Source organism: Streptomyces sp. NPDC056527 (assembly GCF_042794475.1).
Lineage (GTDB): Bacteria > Actinomycetota > Actinomycetes > Streptomycetales > Streptomycetaceae > Streptomyces.
Genome location: NZ_JBHTTQ010000028.1, coordinates 24,496 through 40,091 on the forward strand (window position 1 = coordinate 24,496; position 15,596 = coordinate 40,091).

The window sequence follows — 15,596 nt, forward strand, 5'->3', positions numbered from 1 at the left end:
CGCATCATGGCCCACCGCACCCCCGCCCCGCTGCGCGCCGCCGGCGCTCTCCTTCGGGCCCTGCTCGGCCTGGCCGTACTGGTGGGCCTGGTCGGCGGAGTCCCGTACCTGCTGCTGAAGGTGGGCCATCAGCCGACCGAACTCGCGGGCGGCTTCAGTCTGCTCGAGCAGGACGACGGCTCCCTGTTCCTGGTCGTGCTGACCTGCATCGGCTGGATTGCCTGGGCGGCCTTCACGTTCTCGGTCCTGGTGGAACTCGTCGCTGTCCTGCGGCGCCGTTCCGCGCCGCGGATCAAGGGACTTGGCGGACTGCAGTCCCTGGCGTCATTCCTCATCGGGGCGATCGTGCTCCTCGCGCCCACCGCCGCATCGGCCGCGACCCCCGGTCCGGCCGTGGCGGCGACCTCCGTACAGGCCGCGGGAACCGGCAGCACGACTGGCGCCCAAGCGGCCACACCGGAGCAGGACACCTGGCCCACCCACACCGTCACCTCGGACTCCGAGCTCCCCTGGGACCTGGCGGAGCAGTACCTCGGCAGCGGCCCGCGATGGAAGGACATCGCGGCCCTCAACCCGAGCGTCTCCCAGCTCGTGGCAGGCGACCAGTTCCTCCCCAAGGGCGCAGTCATCCGCCTCCCCGCCGACGCCGGCATCGCCAAGCCCGCGACCCCGGCCACGGCACCCACCCACACCGCTCCTGAGACGGCCCCGCCCGTCCAGCAGCCCGCGCAGGCCGGCTCCCCGGACGCCAAGCCCGCCCCGGCCAAGGCCGAACACGTCACCGTACGGCCCGGAGAGAGCCTGTGGAGCATCGCCGACGACCACGGCGATCCCGAGAACTGGCCGAAGATCTTCGACGTCAACAAGGGCAACCCGCTCCCCGGCGGCGGCACCTTCGACAACCCTGACCTGATCCTCCCCGGCCAGGAACTCACCCTCCCCACGGCAACCGCCCCCGCCCCAGACACCCGTCCCGCCCCGGACATCAAGTCGCCGCCGAAGCCGGACACGCCGAGGGACACCCTCACGCCCGAGGCCCCCGCACCTTCGAAGCCCGCCACGCCAGCCCCCACCGCGTCCACACCCAGCACTCCACCCACCACTGCCGCCTCCACGCCTGCCAAGGACAGTCAGAAGACGGACACCGCCCAGCACACGAAGGGCGCCGACGAAGCCCTGGCACCCGCCGCCGTCTGGCAGGGAGCTGGCGCCCTGGCCGCCGCTCTCATCGGCACGCTCGCCACCCGCCGCATCCTCCAGCAGCGCCGCCGCCGACCTGGACGCCGCATCCCCATGCCCACCGGCAGCGCCGCAGCCACCGAACAGGGCCTGCGCGCGGCCCAGCACCCCACCGGCTTCGACCTCCTCGACACGACCCTGCGCACCCTGGCCCTCAACCTCGCCGCCGCCGGCCGCGACCTGCCGGTGGTCACTGCCGTCGTCCTCCACGAGCACAAGGTCGAACTCCACCTCGACCAGGACACCGCGCCGATGAAGCCGTTCTCGGGCACTGCCGGCCGCACCGACCTGTGGACCTGCCCTGCCTCCAGCCCCGACCTCGCCGACCAGGAGGCACTCCAGGGCGCCGACGCCCCCTACCCCGCGCTGGTCTCCCTGGGCTGGGACGGAGCCGGCCGACTGGTCCTCGTTGACCTGGAGTACGTCGGTGTCCTCCACCTGGACGGCGACGCCAACCACGCCCGCCACGTCCTGCAGGCCATCGCGGTCGAGCTCGCCAGCACCCCCCTGCCCGGCCATCTGGAGATCACCGCGCTGGCCGGCACCGCCCCCGGCCTTGACGACGCAGCCCCCGAACGGGTCGCCCGCACAGACGAGCTGGCCGACGCAGTTGCCGAGCTGGCCAGCCACACAGCCGACCAGCGCCGCGCCCTGGCCGCGCTCGGCGTACCCACCCTCCGTACGGCTCGCCTGCAGGACGACGCCGGCGGTTCGTGGACGCCCCACGTCCTCCTCGCCACCGAACTGTCGGAAGGCCACGAGACCGAGGCGCTGTTCGGCCTGATCACGGCCGAGCCCAGGGTGGCCAGCGCGGTGGTGACGTCGAGCGAGACAGCGGACCTCGCCCCGAATGAGGGCTGGACGCTCCGGTGCGTCGGCCCGGACGAGACCATCGTCCTGCCCGGCTCCGGTCTGCCCATCACACTCCAGGGCCTGACCGACCCGCACTTCGCCGACGCGATCGAGCTGCTCACCCTGTCCGCCAGCGCCACCGACGTACCCGCACGCGACGAGTGGCTGGACAACCTCTTCGACGAAGAGGACGAGGAAGAGGAGGACCAGCAGCGGAGGCCGGACCAGGAGGACTCCTCACAGGTGCCGGAGGATGCGAGCGGCGACGACAGCGAACCCGAAGCCGAGCCGCTCGCTGATGCCGACGGCTACGGCATGCCCTCTGAGTACGCCGACGTCGAACAGGAGGAGCTGGACACCGCACAGGCTGAGACCAGCGTGCCCACCCAGAAGACTGGACCGGCACCTGAACCGCCCCCGGCCCCCACGGCGGAGACACCAGACGACCAAGGCGAACACAGCACAAGTGCTCCCACTCGCACTGACTTCAACGACCCTCAGGCCGCACCCAAGCCAGCAAACGTCCCTGTCCCGACGGCGACCCCTGCACTGAAGAAGGACCAGCAGAATCCGGCCGCAGAAGGCCTTGTGGCCGACGGTCGGCTCCCGGTTCCCGCCCCGGGCCGAGCCGCCGAGCGCGCCGAGACGCCGCACGACACGGCGCCGACCGTACGCCTGCTCGGGCGAGTGGTCATCGAGGGCGCCGCAGGCCGGATCGACTCCAACCGTCTGAACGCGGCCGTCGAGCTCGTCTCCTACCTCGTTCTCAACCCCGGAGCCGACCACCACGCCATCGACGATGCGCTCTGGCCGGGCCGCCTGGTGAACAAGGAGATGCGTAACAGCGTCATCAGCCGCACCCGCTCCTGGCTCGGGAAGAACCCCGACGGCGACGCGTACTTCCCGCGCGTCCAGGACACCGGCGACAGCCGCTACCGCCTAGCCCAGGCCGTCACCTGTGACTGGCGCAGCTTCCAGAACTTTGCCCGCATCGGCCTCGCCCGCCACGATGAAGACGGCGACCTTGCCCTGCGCCGAGCTCTCGCGCTCGTCCGCGGCCGGCCCTTCGCCGCCATCGACCCCCAGCGCTACGCCTGGGCTGAGCCGGCCATCCAGGAGATGGTCTCCGCCATCGCCGACGTCGCCTACGAACTGTCCACCCGCCGACGGGAAGCCGCGGACTACACCGGGGCCCTTTGGGCCGCGCACCAGGGCCTCCTTGCTGCCGAGGAGAACGAACTCCTCCACCGCCAGGTCTTCCTCGCCCACCACGGCGCCGGAGACATGGGTGCCCTTCGTGAAGCCGCAGCGCGCCTGGCCCGCATCAACGAAGGCCTCGGCGGCGGCGTCGACATGGAGGCAGAGACGGCGCAGCTGCTACGAACCCTGTTGCCCAAGCCCATCAGCCTCCGGTGAGGCGGAGCGAGTCCGTACGGGCGGAGAGGCCCACCCCTATGTCGCTCGCTCGGCGCTGTGACCGCGCAGTGCGGTACCCCACGGGCGATGAAGCCTGCCCTGCGTTCTCCGGTCAGCAAGCCATCCAATCCAGGGAGTCTTGAACACGTGAAGAGGACCCGCGTTGTGGCACTACTGGCTGCGGTGCTCGTCGGCACCGCCAGCTGTTCAACGAATGAGGGGCCAAGCCCCCTGCCCCAGGGCAACGAGGGGAACGGCAATGAGAACGCTGACGATGGCGATCCGCTCACCCGCAAGGTGGGCGAGACCATCACCATCAGCGACATGGACGGCAACCCGATGCGAGTGACGCTCACCGGAGTCGCATACAGAAACGCTCTGGCCAAGGACAAGAGCCTCCCCCTGATGAGCTATCACGCCATGGCCGTCGCGCTCACCCTCACCTCAAAGACCGGTGGGCGGCTCGACGGCGTGACCTACGCGGCCATCAGGTGGGAAGGCGCGTCAGGAACCGTAGAGGAACGGGACTACCGCGAGGCGCCTTGGCAGAACTGCACCAAGGACCTCTCTCCCTTTGTCGAGGTAGAACCCGGACAGACGCGCAAAACGATCACAGCTCTCAATCCGCTCGAGAAGGGGGGAATTCTGATCATTGAGGATTCCCGAGGGCGTGAAGCGCGGTGGGAGCTTCCCGATACCGACACCGGCGCCGGTACGGAGCCGGCGACAAGGTACGCCACTGCGGATTGTTGAAGCGCCGCCAGGTGCCAGCATGGCGGACGGACCGACGCCCCGGCTGATCGAGGTCAACGCGCGAGTCGGAGGAAGAGGCTTGCTGTCCTGACGGCCCGGCGCTGCCTGCTCGCTCTGTCGCCCCTCCCTTGCTTCGCCCTCCTCTCCTCGGCCTCCCGTCTCCGTTGCCTCCTCGGCCTTGCAGTCGGCCGGCCTCACCTCCAGCGGCGGCGTGCGCGGCGCGGCCTGGTGCCGACTGGCCGTCGACGTGCGCCTCGCTGCTGTCGCGCTCCTCGCGGCAAACGGGCACGTCTGCGGCGCGCTGCTGCCACACTGGGCTGCAGCCTCGCCGCCCCCGTCGGCGAGGCTCTCGCTTGCCCTTTGTCTGCCCACGGGCGGCGCCGTTCGCAGGACGCAAAACGGCCGCCGACGCCGGGTTCTGAAGGACGGAGCAACGTCAGCTGCGCCGCAACCATCGCCGGACGGAATCGGTGACGACGCCGCGGGCGGCAGCGGTACGGACGCCGCGGTAGGCGAGGCGCTGGTAGTTCTGGTACCGCCAGGGCAGTGCCTCGACCCAGCCATCCACCGCGCGGAAGTGGCGCAGTGCCTCGCGGTGACGTCCCTGCTTGGTCAGGCAGTACGCGACCATGTGCTGAACGCGAGGCGCAGCGGGGTGTCCGGCGGCCGCCTCTAGGTCCACCAGCGCGGCGTCCACCAAAGCCCGAACCCGCGGGGAGTCGATGGCTTGCGTGTTCTCACGCGCCAGATACGTCTCGTACCAGGCGAACAGGGGCAGCGCGGCCAACAGCGTGCCCGCTGGGGCCTCATCGGCGGCCTCCTCCGCGAACGCCTGCGCCTTCTCGTGCGAGCCCCGCCACTTGCCGCTCCAGTACTGGAGCGCGTTGTAGTGGGCCTCGAAGTGGTGCGGTGCGCGCTTGACGATCTCGTCCCAGAGCTCGCGCATCATGTCGTCGGTGTAGCCGAGCCCGAGCGCCGGCCAGATCTCGGCAGCATGCGGAGTTGGGTCGTCCGGGTTGAGCACAGCTGCGTTGTGGAGGTTCTCGCGCGCCGTGAACAAGGCGTTGTGGAACCGCCGGAACCGCCACGCCGCAGTGGCACTCGCGTAGCGACCGCCACGCCACCGCCACGCGTGGTGCACCTGTGCCCGGGCCCGGACCAGCGCCGCATCCGGGTCACCTGGTCGCGCCCGCTCCCACGCCCGTACCCACAGCGGCCACAGCCAGCCCCCAGCGCGCCCCAGGGCCTCGGCGTACAGGCTCCGTCGCTCCCAGTCCTGCCCAGTCTGGGTCATCAGCCGTGCGGCGGGTCGCCAGAGGCCGAAGCACGCGAGCACGATTGCTCGCCACAGGGCCGGATCGGGCCCGGCGAGCAACCTGCTTTGCGGGCGCAGAGGGAACGTCCCCAGGCAGAGAAGAGTGCCTGAGACGACGAGGGCCGCACATACTTCGGCAGGGGTCACGCCTGGTCCTGTTCAGTGGAATGGATCTTGGAGCGGCACGTTTCACCGGCACCGGGTGGGCAGGTCGGGGAGGAGCCATGCGTGGGGGGGCCAGCGGAGTATGCAGGAAGCGGGCCCGCTGAAGCAACGGAAGACGGCCCGGGGCCGGTGAAACGGCTCCTGCCTATCCCGACTCCGTCGGCCGCCTCCTTTGAGTACGGCCGGGAACATGCAGTCTGTTCGGGAGACAAGAAGTATCCTCAGCACCCAGCCGCGGCACGCATCGCAGGGTTCGACGTCACCCACGAACAGGAGCGACGGTTGCCTCTCTTCTACAGCTCGGCCGATGCCAGCCGCCGCAGCCACCAAGCCGCCAGCACAGACTGACGGCCCTCCACTGATAACAGCAACGCCCCCAGCCACCACGGGTTCCAACGCCTCGGTCCTGCGCGCCCCCAGCGGCTGTTGCCCGCACTCCCCAGCCAAAGGCGTAGTTCTCCGTCGTCCGTCAGGATGTCGACCCCACAAGACCGTCCAGGACCCCTCCGGATCAGATTCGGCCACTGCGGTCGATCAACCTGCGTCCGGTTGATAACGGCCGGTACGGTCGACCGGTTTGACGGCTGATGGCGGGGCGCCGCGCGGGGAAGGCTCCCGGGCGGTGGAAGTTCGATGCGGGTGGGGGTACCTGGTGGGCAGTACCGAGCAGGAGATCAATCGGCGGTTTGCCGAGCTGCAGCAGCGGGTCGGCGACCGCCGTTCGCGGGTGCTGAGCGCGTCCGGCGATGAGGACCGCTTCGCGGCCGGGTATGCGGAGCTGGTGAGTGCCGTCGGCGAGCTGGTGGAGTACGACCGGACGATCCCGCAGCGGCTGGCCGAGCCGGCGCGGCAGCTGAGCGAACGCATCGTGCTCTGGTCCTGGCGCGGGCAGGCAGTCGTCACTGCGGTCATGGTCGTGCTCGTCTTCGCCCTGGACCTGTCCGGCGGGTGGCTGGTCTTGCTGATTCCGCACCTGCTGGGGACGCTCGTCGGCTCCATCCAGAAGGTCGACGCCGACGCCCACATGGCCCGCAGGGTCGCCGCATTCGCCGTGCACGTGGTCGGTGTGCTGGTCGTGCTCGTCACCCTGGGCGTGATCAGCGCCTGGTTCATCCTGCTGATCCTGGCCGCCTGGGTTCCCCTCTTCGGCACCGTCGTCGAGGACACGACCACGAAGAAGGGCGGCACCCGGTGACCGAGGTCAGCGACTACGGGCCGAAGATCCGGCGGCTGGAAAGCCGCACCGGCGAGGTGGAGGACCGCACCTCCTCCGTCGAGGACGACGTTGAGACACTGAAGTCGAAGATCGGATACGTCTCCGACCTCGACTACGAACTGCGCGACATCCGCGACGACATCGGCCGCGTCCAGGGCGAACTCGACGAACTTGACAGCGACGTCCGCAGCGAGATCGCCGGCGTCGAGCAGGCCGTCAAGCGGCTCACCGGCCGCATCCAGCTCCTCGAAGGCCACCTCCTGGCCAACGGCGGTGCCCCGGCCGCGGACCTCGACACCGTCGAGCCGGAGTGGAAACAACTTGCCAAGACCGCCTCCACCGCCGCCCAGGCCCGCGAGGACCTGCTCACCGACGCCCGGCGCGCCACCCACCTCGCCCGGATCCGCGCGCACGAGAGCGCCGTCGAAGAGCGGGACGAACACCAGGCCAAGGTGGTCGAGGCCGCCAGGATCCTCTCCTCGACCTCCAGGACCTCACCCGCGTTCAAGCAGGCCGTGGTCGACTTCAACGCCTCCCGGCAAGTCGCCGACGGTCGCGCGGCACAGGCGGAAAGTTCCGCCTCCGCCGCCGAACAGGCCCGGGCTGCTCTCGCCCGCGACGAGAAGCTGCGCTCGGCGAAGGCCTCAGTCCTCGACGCAGGCGACAAGGCGCAGCGGAAGCTGGAGTGGATGCTGCGGAGCTGCCTAGCCGACGCGATCCGCGACAGGGCCCTGCTGCCGATGTGGTTCGTCACCGTCCTCGGCCCAGTGGCGCCGGCCGACCGGACGCAGGAGTGGATGGATCTCGCCGCCCAGGTCATGGCCTACCGCGTCACCTACGACGTCACCGACCAGGCCGTCGCGCTCGGCCCCGAGCCCGCGGCCCAGAGCCTGCGCCGCGCGCGCTGGCACCAGGAGCTGACCGGGGCTCTGCGCGGCCGGTAGCGCCGCAACGTCGTGCCGGGTAGTGGGCTGGCTCCGACTGCGGTGGTAGCGCTCCTGGTCTCGGACGGAGCCCATGCCACACACGTGGCGGGGCGGGCGTATGGGCCTGAACACCTGCTGGGCGCCGCCACCAACGCTGACGGTGTGAATGCGTTGGTCAGCTGTGGAGAGAACCCTTGAACTGGGACGATGAGTTGAGAGGAAAGGGGTGTCATGCGGGGGGACAGGCGGCAGATCCAGACTGCGGTTCTGGGCCACGCGGACTCCGAGGAGCCGTTGATGCTGCCGCTGGAGGCGATCGAGCTGGACGCCTTCCGCCAGCGGCACGAGCAGGACACCTTCTGGTGCGGGCTGCTGCTCGGAGGCTGTGGTCTGCAGCTGACCACCAAGCTGTATACCGACCGGGTCTGCCACTTCGCGCACTACCCCGGCCCCGACGGGCACCCCCACCTGTGCGGACGCCGTTCCCGCGGCGTGGCGAGCGCTGACCACCTGTATGTGAAGGCCTCGGCCGACGCCTGGCTGCGCGCTCGCGGCACGCAGGCCGGCTTCGATTTCGTCCAGCCGAACGGGGTGCCGATCGGATCGGTCGTCGACATCCAGCTCCCGCACAGGAGGCTGCGCGTGCACCTCGACCAGGAGGTGGCACCAGACTGGGACGCCGAGCACGAGCCGGTACTCGGAGTGTCCGTTCCAGTGGACCCGGAAACTCTGATCCACCGCTGGTACGTGCACCGCATCCGCCTGGACAGCCAAGGCACCACCCGCCGGGTGCGGATCGGCACCGAGGCGTTCGCACGGCCCACCGAATGGTTCGCCCTGGACGACTGCGAGATCACCGAGCGGGGTCTGTCCACACCGGCAGTCGAGCGGATCGTCCAGGCCCGCAGTGCACCTCCTCCCACCCGATGGTCCCCGGGAAGGAAGCAGGAGGCACCGGCGCAGGACGTCCAGGCGCAGGAGCTGCTGCGCCGGCTCCTCTACGCCCGCCGGATCAAGTCCACAGACCTGGCGGAATCGGTGTGCCGAGAGATCACCGAGCTGTCCGGCGTGAGCCCGCACCTCCAGGGCCAACTGGATGCCGCCCTGCGAAACGCCTCCCTCTGGATAGAGAAGGAAGCGGAGACCCGCCAAAGGTTGTGTGCCGACCTGAACCAGGCCGTCGCCAACCGGAGGACTAGGAGGGTCAAGTCGCTCCTTCCCGACGTCAAAGCGGCCACCAAGGCGGACCGGACTGAGGAGGAGGAACACGCGGTCCGCACGGCCACCAACTACCTGGCCGCCGTCGCGTCGGCCGCAAACGAGCGCCTGGACGGTCTCGTCGCCGACCTCAACCGCCTCCCAGCGAACACAGACCCGCAACTCTTGAGGTCCAGAGTCAAGCAGCTGTGCCGGGAGGCCAACGAGATCGGCAAGGTCGGGGCGCACCGACAGACCGAGATCGCGCTGTGGAGCGCACGCGCCCGGTCTCTTCCCACCTCGTCCCAGACATCCTCCCCGCCCAGGCCGCGAGAGCAGGTGCCCCTGCACAACCAGGTCGGCAAGGCGTACTGGACCAAGAAGTTATGTCCCCGTTGTGAGGCGGGCCGTGGCCAGAAGTGTGTTGTCTTGGGCGGGGACCGTGCCGGTCGGGTGCGGCAACTGCCGCATGACGAGCGATTGCAGCTCATCATCAACGAGCGGGAAGAACGGCACAGGGAGCAGAGGAAAGCCCGGCCTGTGTGGCAGGTCTACGACGTGACCTGCCCCGTCTGCAGCCAGGAAGCCGGGGCCTGGTGCCTTACTCCGGGCAAACCACACGGACCGCGCCGCAAACTGGCCGAGGAATACACTCTTCGGCAAGAGCCCCGCCTCTGAAACCGCAGTTCGGCCCAAGGCGCCCCCCGTTCGCGACGCCGACACAGTGGGTGCTCTGAACGTCCTACGGGCAGGGCTGGCCCGTCGCAAAGCCAATCTGGCATAGCGAGAAGCCCCCTCTTCACGAGGGGAGGAGTCACTGGGGTGCAACGGGCACGGTCATGCCTGTCTCGCTACGAGTTCCCGCACTGCCCCTGTTGCCGCCCGCCGGGCGGCAGGATGGGCGGATGGCAATGAGCGAGACGGAACTGCTGGCCCTCCTGCGCGAACTCGACGACCCCGAGCGGCTGGAACAACCGCAGCACTACGACCGCGCCGCGACCGGCCTCGCGTTCAGCGGTCTGATCCGCCGGCTCGAAGCGGACTTCGGAGCCCCGTGCGAGTCCGAGCGGGACACCCAGGACTCCAGTGAGTACGGGCGCATCCACGTGCCCGCGGACGCGACGATCTGCGGAACACGGATCGTGGTCTGCGTGAGCAAGTTCGGCTCCCTCGCCGAGGTATGCGCCGACAATCCGGGGGCCTTCCTCGGCACGGACGAAGCCCGTGAGGAGGGCGCGCTGGATCCCGCTGACCTAGCCACAGTGGAGCAGGCCTTGACTGAGCTCGGCTACGTGAGCGTCCCCGAAGAACTGCTGGAGAGCGACTACGAGGGCCCCAGCGCGCTGGAGCACTTCGCGGCGCGGCCCACGTGGTGGAGCCGGTTCTTCGGCCTCTGGTGATCCGCCCACCGAGCCGAGCGAACAGCCTGTCATCTCGCTGAGCACGTTCATCGGCTCTGTCGCTGATCTTGTGATGCAGGACGGCTGAGCTGGGCAGCCTTCGGGTGTGCAGAACACACACCCAGGCGATCGGGATGTACCCGCCGGTCGCGCCATCGGGCCGATCGAGCCGGACCCGACGGAGACACGGCAGCCCGCCCAGTCAGCGTGGGGGCGCCGTGCGAGACGGTGTCCGTCCTCAGCTCTTCCAACCGCCTCAACGCCGGACGCGGTGGGAGCGGAAGCGGCCCCGGCCCGGTCCTCGGCTACGCCGGAGTTGTCCTGCTGATACGTCGATAGGCGGCCGCGGCGCCGGCCGCGCCTTGGCCGTACCGGGCGCGGGCGCGGTCGAGTGCGGTCTCCAGGTCGCGGGCTTTACCGTCGCGGATGTCGAGGGTGAGCTGGTGGGTGCCGGTCTCGGCGGCTTGGAGCCGTTCGGCCCGTACGGACAGGGCGCGGACGCGGGCGCGCTGGAGGCCGAGCGAGGCGAGGAGTTCGCGGCCGGTGCTGGCGAGTGCGGGGGTGTGGGCGGTGGCTTCGGTCAGGGTGCGGGTGCGGCTGGTTGTGGTGCGGTCGGCGTAGGTGACGTTGAGGGTGAGCGCGGCAGCGATGCTCTGGTCGTGGCGGAGTTGGGCGCCGAGCTGCTCGACGAGGCCGAGGACGGCCCGGTGGTGTTGCTCGGGGTCGAGTTCGTCGCGGTCGAAGCGGTGTGTGCGGGAGAGGGACTTCGGGGCGGCAGCGGGGACAATCGGACGGTCGTCGGTCCCGAGTGCCCGGTCGTGTGCCTGGCGGCCGGCGGCGGTGCCGAGGATGCGTTGCAGGGTGGCGAGCGGGGCGTCGGCGATGTCGCCGACGGTTCGGATACCGAGGCGGTCCAGGGCTCGGGCGGCCGCAGGGCCGATGCCGGGGAGCGCGGCGGCAGGCCGGGGCCGCAGGAAGGCCGCGATGTCGTACGGGGTGTTGCCGACGATGGTGGCGGCGCCGGGCGGCGTGATGGCGGCCGCCATCGCCGCGATCATCCGGTTCGGTCCCGCGCCCGCGCTCGTCTGGACGCCGTGGAGGGCGAGTGCCCGCAGCCGGATCACACCCACGAGCCCGGCCGCGTCCTGCTTCCAGTACCTCAGGGCCCCGGTGAGGGAGACGTCGGCGGAGTAGTCGGCCGGGTGTGCCTCGACCTGCGGGGTGATGCCTTCGAGGAGGGCCAGGAGCTGTTCGTACAGACCATGGTCGGCATCTGGCAGGTGGAAGTGGATGCGGAGGATCGTGCGGGGTGAGGTGGTCATCCGGCGCTCCCGGGGCTGGTGTGGCCGAGCTTGTTGAGGTCGGCGGAGCGGGTGCCGGCGGGCTGAAGGTCGGCGTAGGGGTGGAGGCGCGCGCCGGCGGTGCCGTTCGTCAGCGTCCGGGCTGGAGCGTCGGCCGTCTGGGCTGGGGTGGGGGCGGGCGTGGTGTGGCCGAGGAGGTCGAGGACGGCCTGGGGTCCGTGGTCGCGGCGGGCGGCGGCGAGCTCTTCCAGGTCCCAGACCAATTGCCCGACGATGGTCCGGCGCGGGCCGCGGGCCTCGACGGTGCCCCGTACGAGGAGGAGCCCGCTGTGGAAGATGGTGTGCGCGCACGCCTCGTGGGAGTCTTCGAAGAACGCGATGTCGACCAGGCCGAAGCCGTCTTCGAGGGTGACGAAGATGACCCGCTTCCCGGATGGGATCGGCGGAGTCTGCGTGGAGGCGCGTACGCCGGCGACGAGGACGGGCTGCCCGGGATGCATCGCGCGCAGGTGCTTGGCGTCGGTGGCGCCGATCTCCCTCAGCAGCCGGTGGTGGTGCTCCATCAGATGCTGGCTCACGTCGATCTTCAGCACGCCGAGCTCGGCGTCCAGGCGCTCCCGGCTGGTCATCTCCCGCAGCCCGGACGGGCCGGCCGTGACGAGCGCGTCGTCGATCGGGAGCTGACCGGCGCCGGGGCGGCTGCGGGTGTGACGGTGGAGCTCGGATGCCTGGAGCAGCAGGTCACGCCGCGTCTGGTCGCCCTTGAGCTGGTCGAGCGCGCCGATCTGGATGAGGCGTTCGGCGATCGGCAGCGCCGGGTGGGCGCGCTGCCAGAAGTCCTGCAGGGAGTTGTAGGGCTGGCCGGCGGCGATCTGGGCGACCTGGTCCTCTGAGATGCCCTTCACCGACGCAAGGGAGAGCCGGACGCCGGATCCGTTGTCGGTCTCCTCCACGGTGTACTGGGGCCGGGACTTGTTCACGTCCACGGGCAGCACGGGCACGTTGTGACGGCGGGCGTCGGAGACGATCACGCGAAGCGGCCACATCCCCGGGTCGTGCTCCAGGAGCCCGGCGTAGAGCGCGGCGGGGTAGTGGGCCTTGAGCCAGGCGGACTGGAGGGCGGGGACGGCGAAGGCGACGGCGTGCGCGCGGCAGAACCCGTACGCCCCGAACGACGAGACGATCTCCCACACCTCATCCAGGACCTTCGGCGCGTAGCCGCGGGCACCGGCTTTCGTACGGAACCACGCCTCCAGCTTCGGCAGCCGTTTCTCGTCGCCGAGAGCACGGCGGGCGACCTCCGCGAGCGCGCGGTCGCAGCCGGTCATGACGGCGAGGATGTCGATGATCTGCTCGTGCCAGATCGTCACGCCGTACGTATCGCGGAGTACCGGCTCGAGGTCGGGGTGCGGGTAGGTCGGTTCGGCGCCATGGCGGGCGGCGATGTAGAGCGCGGGCATCCCGCCCTGGACCGGGCCCGGCCGGAACAGTGAGATGTCGGCGATGACGTCCTGGGGGTCGCGGGGCTGGAGCCGGCCGACCAAATCCTGCTGGCCAGGTGACTCCAGCTGGAACATCCCGACGGTGTCACTGTCCTGGATCATCTTGAACGCGAACACGTCGTCGAGGGGGACGTGGTCGGGGTTGTCCAGGTCGATGGCCCGTCCTGTCGTACGGCGGATCTCACCGACCGCGTGGGCCATCGCGGACTGCATCCGCACACCCAGCACGTCCAACTTGAGGAGACCCAGGTCTTCGACGTCGTGCTTGTCGGCCTGGACCATCGGGTACTGGCCGCCCGGGGTCGGCTGCACGGGGAGGCGGTCGAGCAGGGTGGCGTTGGAGAGAATGACGCCGCAAGGGTGCATCGCGATCCCGCGCGGGATCGCGTCCAGGCCCTCCGCCAGCTCCCACAGCCGCCCGTACGAAGCAGCCTCCGCGTTCAGCTGCCGGAGTTCGGGGAGCTCGGCGAGCGCCCCGCGGATGTCGCAGGCCCGGATGTGCGGGAACGACTTCGCCACCTTGTCGACGACGTGCGGGGGCAGGCCGAGCGCGAGCCCTGTGTCCCGCAGAGCGTGGCGGGCCCGGTAGGTCTCGGGCATCCCGGTGACCGCGACCCGCTCCTTCCCGAAACGCTCGATGATCCGGTCGTAGACCTCCAGGCGGCGTGCGGACTCCACGTCGATGTCGATGTCCGGCAGCGACGCCCGCCGCTCCGACAGGAACCGCTCGAACAGCAGTTGATGCTCCAACGGGTTGGCCGTGGCCACGAACAAGGAGTGGTTGACCATGGAGCCGGCGCCGGAGCCGCGGGCGGCGACCCGGATGCCCATGTCCCTCACGTCGGCGACGACCTGAGCGACCGCAAGGAAGTAGGGCTCGAACTTCAGGCGGCCGATGATGCCGAGCTCGTAGTCGAGCTGGTCCATCGCCGTGACGTCGAGATCGAGTCCGCGCGCGGTCATGCCGGCTTCGCACCGCTGCCGCAGCAGCCGCATCGCACCACCCCGCCCCGGGTCCGCGCCGACCACAACCGGCTCCGGGAAGTGCGCGCTCCCCAGGCCGAGGTCGGCGACGGGGTCGACGACGCACTCGTCCGCCGTTCGGACGGTCTCGGCCAGGAGGGCGGCCACGCGGCCGCGGCCGGATCCGGCGGCCGCGCACACGCGTTCCGCGACTGCGGCCATGTCGTCGGGCGCCTTGAGCCAGCGCTCGCCACAGTCCAGCCGCTTCCGGTCGATCGGGCGCAGCAGCCGGGCGGCGTCCAAGACGTCCGCGATCCGGTGCTGACCCGGGTCGGCGTAGCGGACCGCGTTCGACAGCACCGCACGGATCCCGAGCCGGTCCGCCAGCGCGAGCGTCCGCGCGGCGTGCCGTACGGACCCCGGGCCCGTCCCGGCCAGGCCCCAGCACACGACCTCCAGGCGCAGGTTCACCCCGGCCAGCTCACGCCAGGGCGCCAGCAGGCGCTCGGCGATGTCCAGCCGACCGCCGGTGAGCGCACGCAGCGGCTCGGAGGCCGGGCCCAGCAGGACCGTCAGACCGGTGTCCGTGTACTCCCGCACGGCGTCCCAGTCCGCGATCGGCGGCCCGGCGGCGGCGCCGATGACGTCGGCGTGGGCGGAGGAAACGATCCGGCACAGCCGCCCCCACCCGGCCGCCGACTGCGCCAGCAGCGTCACCCGCCAGGGTGCCTCCACCACGTGCGCGCCGCCGCGGACCGGAGTCCGTCGGTGTTCGTTCCGCTCGGGGGCGGGCTGGTGGGGGGCGACCGCGAGGTCGACACCGAGGAGCGGCCGGATGCCGGCGGCGGCCGAGGCCTTCGCGAACCGGACGACGCCGGTCACGGTGTCCCGGTCAGTCAGCGCGACCGTGCCGATGCCGCGCTCGGCGGCCCGGGCGACCAGATCACCGGGGTGGGAGGCGCCGTAGCGGGCCGAGAAGCCGGACGCGACATGCAGATGCACACCTCCGCCCATCACGACCTCCGGCCAAAGACCCCCAAATGCGTCCTAACCGGTTGGCTAGATCTCTACAATACCGAACAGATATTCGAACACGCGACCGTGAGTCGCTGCTCTCGACATAAGAACAGGTGTTCTATCATGTGGCCCGTCGGCGCGGCCCGGCCCACTCACGAAGGACACGCCCATGAGCACCCCTGCCCCCCGCATCACCCCGGCGCCGACATGCCCGGCCGACCAGGTTGGGCTGTGCGCGCGTTGCCACAAGCCGACCCACCGATATGGGTTCGGCGGGAACCCGCTCTGTGTGGTGTGCCGCGAGCCCGTGCTGGCCCTGCAGAAGCCGAAGAGG

At 70.4% G+C, this 15,596-nt stretch carries 9 protein-coding genes; 6 read left to right on the forward strand and 3 right to left on the reverse strand.

The window, feature by feature from the left end:
• The first annotated feature begins 6 nt into the window (after positions 1–6).
• Entirely contained in the window at positions 7–3,507 is a 3,501-nt protein-coding gene (locus ACFQ7Q_RS16520) for a LysM peptidoglycan-binding domain-containing protein (protein ID WP_383555125.1), read from the forward strand.
• Between the two features lie 147 nt (positions 3,508–3,654).
• Positions 3,655–4,260 carry a hypothetical protein gene (locus ACFQ7Q_RS16525; protein ID WP_383555127.1) on the forward strand — a complete coding sequence of 202 codons (606 nt, stop codon included), beginning with the start codon at positions 3,655–3,657 and terminating at the stop codon, positions 4,258–4,260.
• Between the two features lie 436 nt (positions 4,261–4,696).
• On the opposite strand, the gene ACFQ7Q_RS16530 is transcribed toward ACFQ7Q_RS16525, so the two are convergent.
• Positions 4,697–5,554: a hypothetical protein gene (locus ACFQ7Q_RS16530; protein WP_383555129.1), complete on the reverse strand. Its 858-nt coding sequence runs from the start codon at positions 5,552–5,554 to the stop codon at positions 4,697–4,699.
• A gap of 838 nt (positions 5,555–6,392) precedes the next feature.
• Between ACFQ7Q_RS16530 and ACFQ7Q_RS16535 the strand changes: the two genes are divergently transcribed.
• From ACFQ7Q_RS16535 to ACFQ7Q_RS16550, 4 genes are all read left to right on the forward strand, one after another.
• On the forward strand, positions 6,393–6,935 hold the full coding sequence (locus ACFQ7Q_RS16535; protein ID WP_383555132.1) for a hypothetical protein: 543 nt from the start codon (positions 6,393–6,395) through the stop codon (positions 6,933–6,935).
• Complete coding sequence (locus ACFQ7Q_RS16540) at positions 6,932–7,900, forward strand: hypothetical protein (RefSeq protein WP_383555135.1); 969 nt, start codon at positions 6,932–6,934, stop codon at positions 7,898–7,900. Before ACFQ7Q_RS16535 ends, ACFQ7Q_RS16540 begins: the two co-directional genes overlap by 4 nt.
• A gap of 279 nt (positions 7,901–8,179) precedes the next feature.
• Complete coding sequence (locus ACFQ7Q_RS16545) at positions 8,180–9,757, forward strand: hypothetical protein (protein ID WP_383555137.1); 1,578 nt, start codon at positions 8,180–8,182, stop codon at positions 9,755–9,757.
• 233 nt (positions 9,758–9,990) lie between these two features.
• Complete coding sequence (locus ACFQ7Q_RS16550; protein ID WP_383555139.1) at positions 9,991–10,479, forward strand: hypothetical protein; 489 nt, start codon at positions 9,991–9,993, stop codon at positions 10,477–10,479.
• Between the two features lie 305 nt (positions 10,480–10,784).
• Here the strand turns inward: ACFQ7Q_RS16550 and ACFQ7Q_RS16555 are convergent, their stop codons facing one another.
• Positions 10,785–11,801, reverse strand: a complete 1,017-nt coding sequence (locus ACFQ7Q_RS16555; protein WP_383555141.1) for a hypothetical protein — start codon at positions 11,799–11,801, stop codon at positions 10,785–10,787.
• Entirely contained in the window at positions 11,798–15,259 is a 3,462-nt protein-coding gene (locus ACFQ7Q_RS16560; protein ID WP_383555144.1) for a DNA polymerase III subunit alpha, read from the reverse strand. Before ACFQ7Q_RS16560 ends, ACFQ7Q_RS16555 begins: the two co-directional genes overlap by 4 nt.
• Between the last annotated feature and the right edge of the window lie 337 nt (positions 15,260–15,596).

What these genes read in the sequence shown, in the direction of transcription:
- ACFQ7Q_RS16545 (WP_383555137.1), top strand. Translation starts at nt 8,180, where the DNA reads ATGCTGCCGCTGGAGGCGATCGAGCTGGACGCCTTCCGCCAGCGGCAC.
- ACFQ7Q_RS16520 (WP_383555125.1), top strand. Translation starts at nt 7, where the DNA reads ATGGCCCACCGCACCCCCGCCCCGCTGCGCGCCGCCGGCGCTCTCCTT.
- ACFQ7Q_RS16555 (WP_383555141.1), bottom strand. Translation starts at nt 11,801, where the DNA reads ATGACCACCTCACCCCGCACGATCCTCCGCATCCACTTCCACCTGCCA.
- ACFQ7Q_RS16530 (WP_383555129.1), bottom strand. Translation starts at nt 5,554, where the DNA reads ATGACCCAGACTGGGCAGGACTGGGAGCGACGGAGCCTGTACGCCGAG.
- ACFQ7Q_RS16560 (WP_383555144.1), bottom strand. Translation starts at nt 15,259, where the DNA reads ATGGGCGGAGGTGTGCATCTGCATGTCGCGTCCGGCTTCTCGGCCCGC.
- ACFQ7Q_RS16550 (WP_383555139.1), top strand. Translation starts at nt 9,991, where the DNA reads ATGAGCGAGACGGAACTGCTGGCCCTCCTGCGCGAACTCGACGACCCC.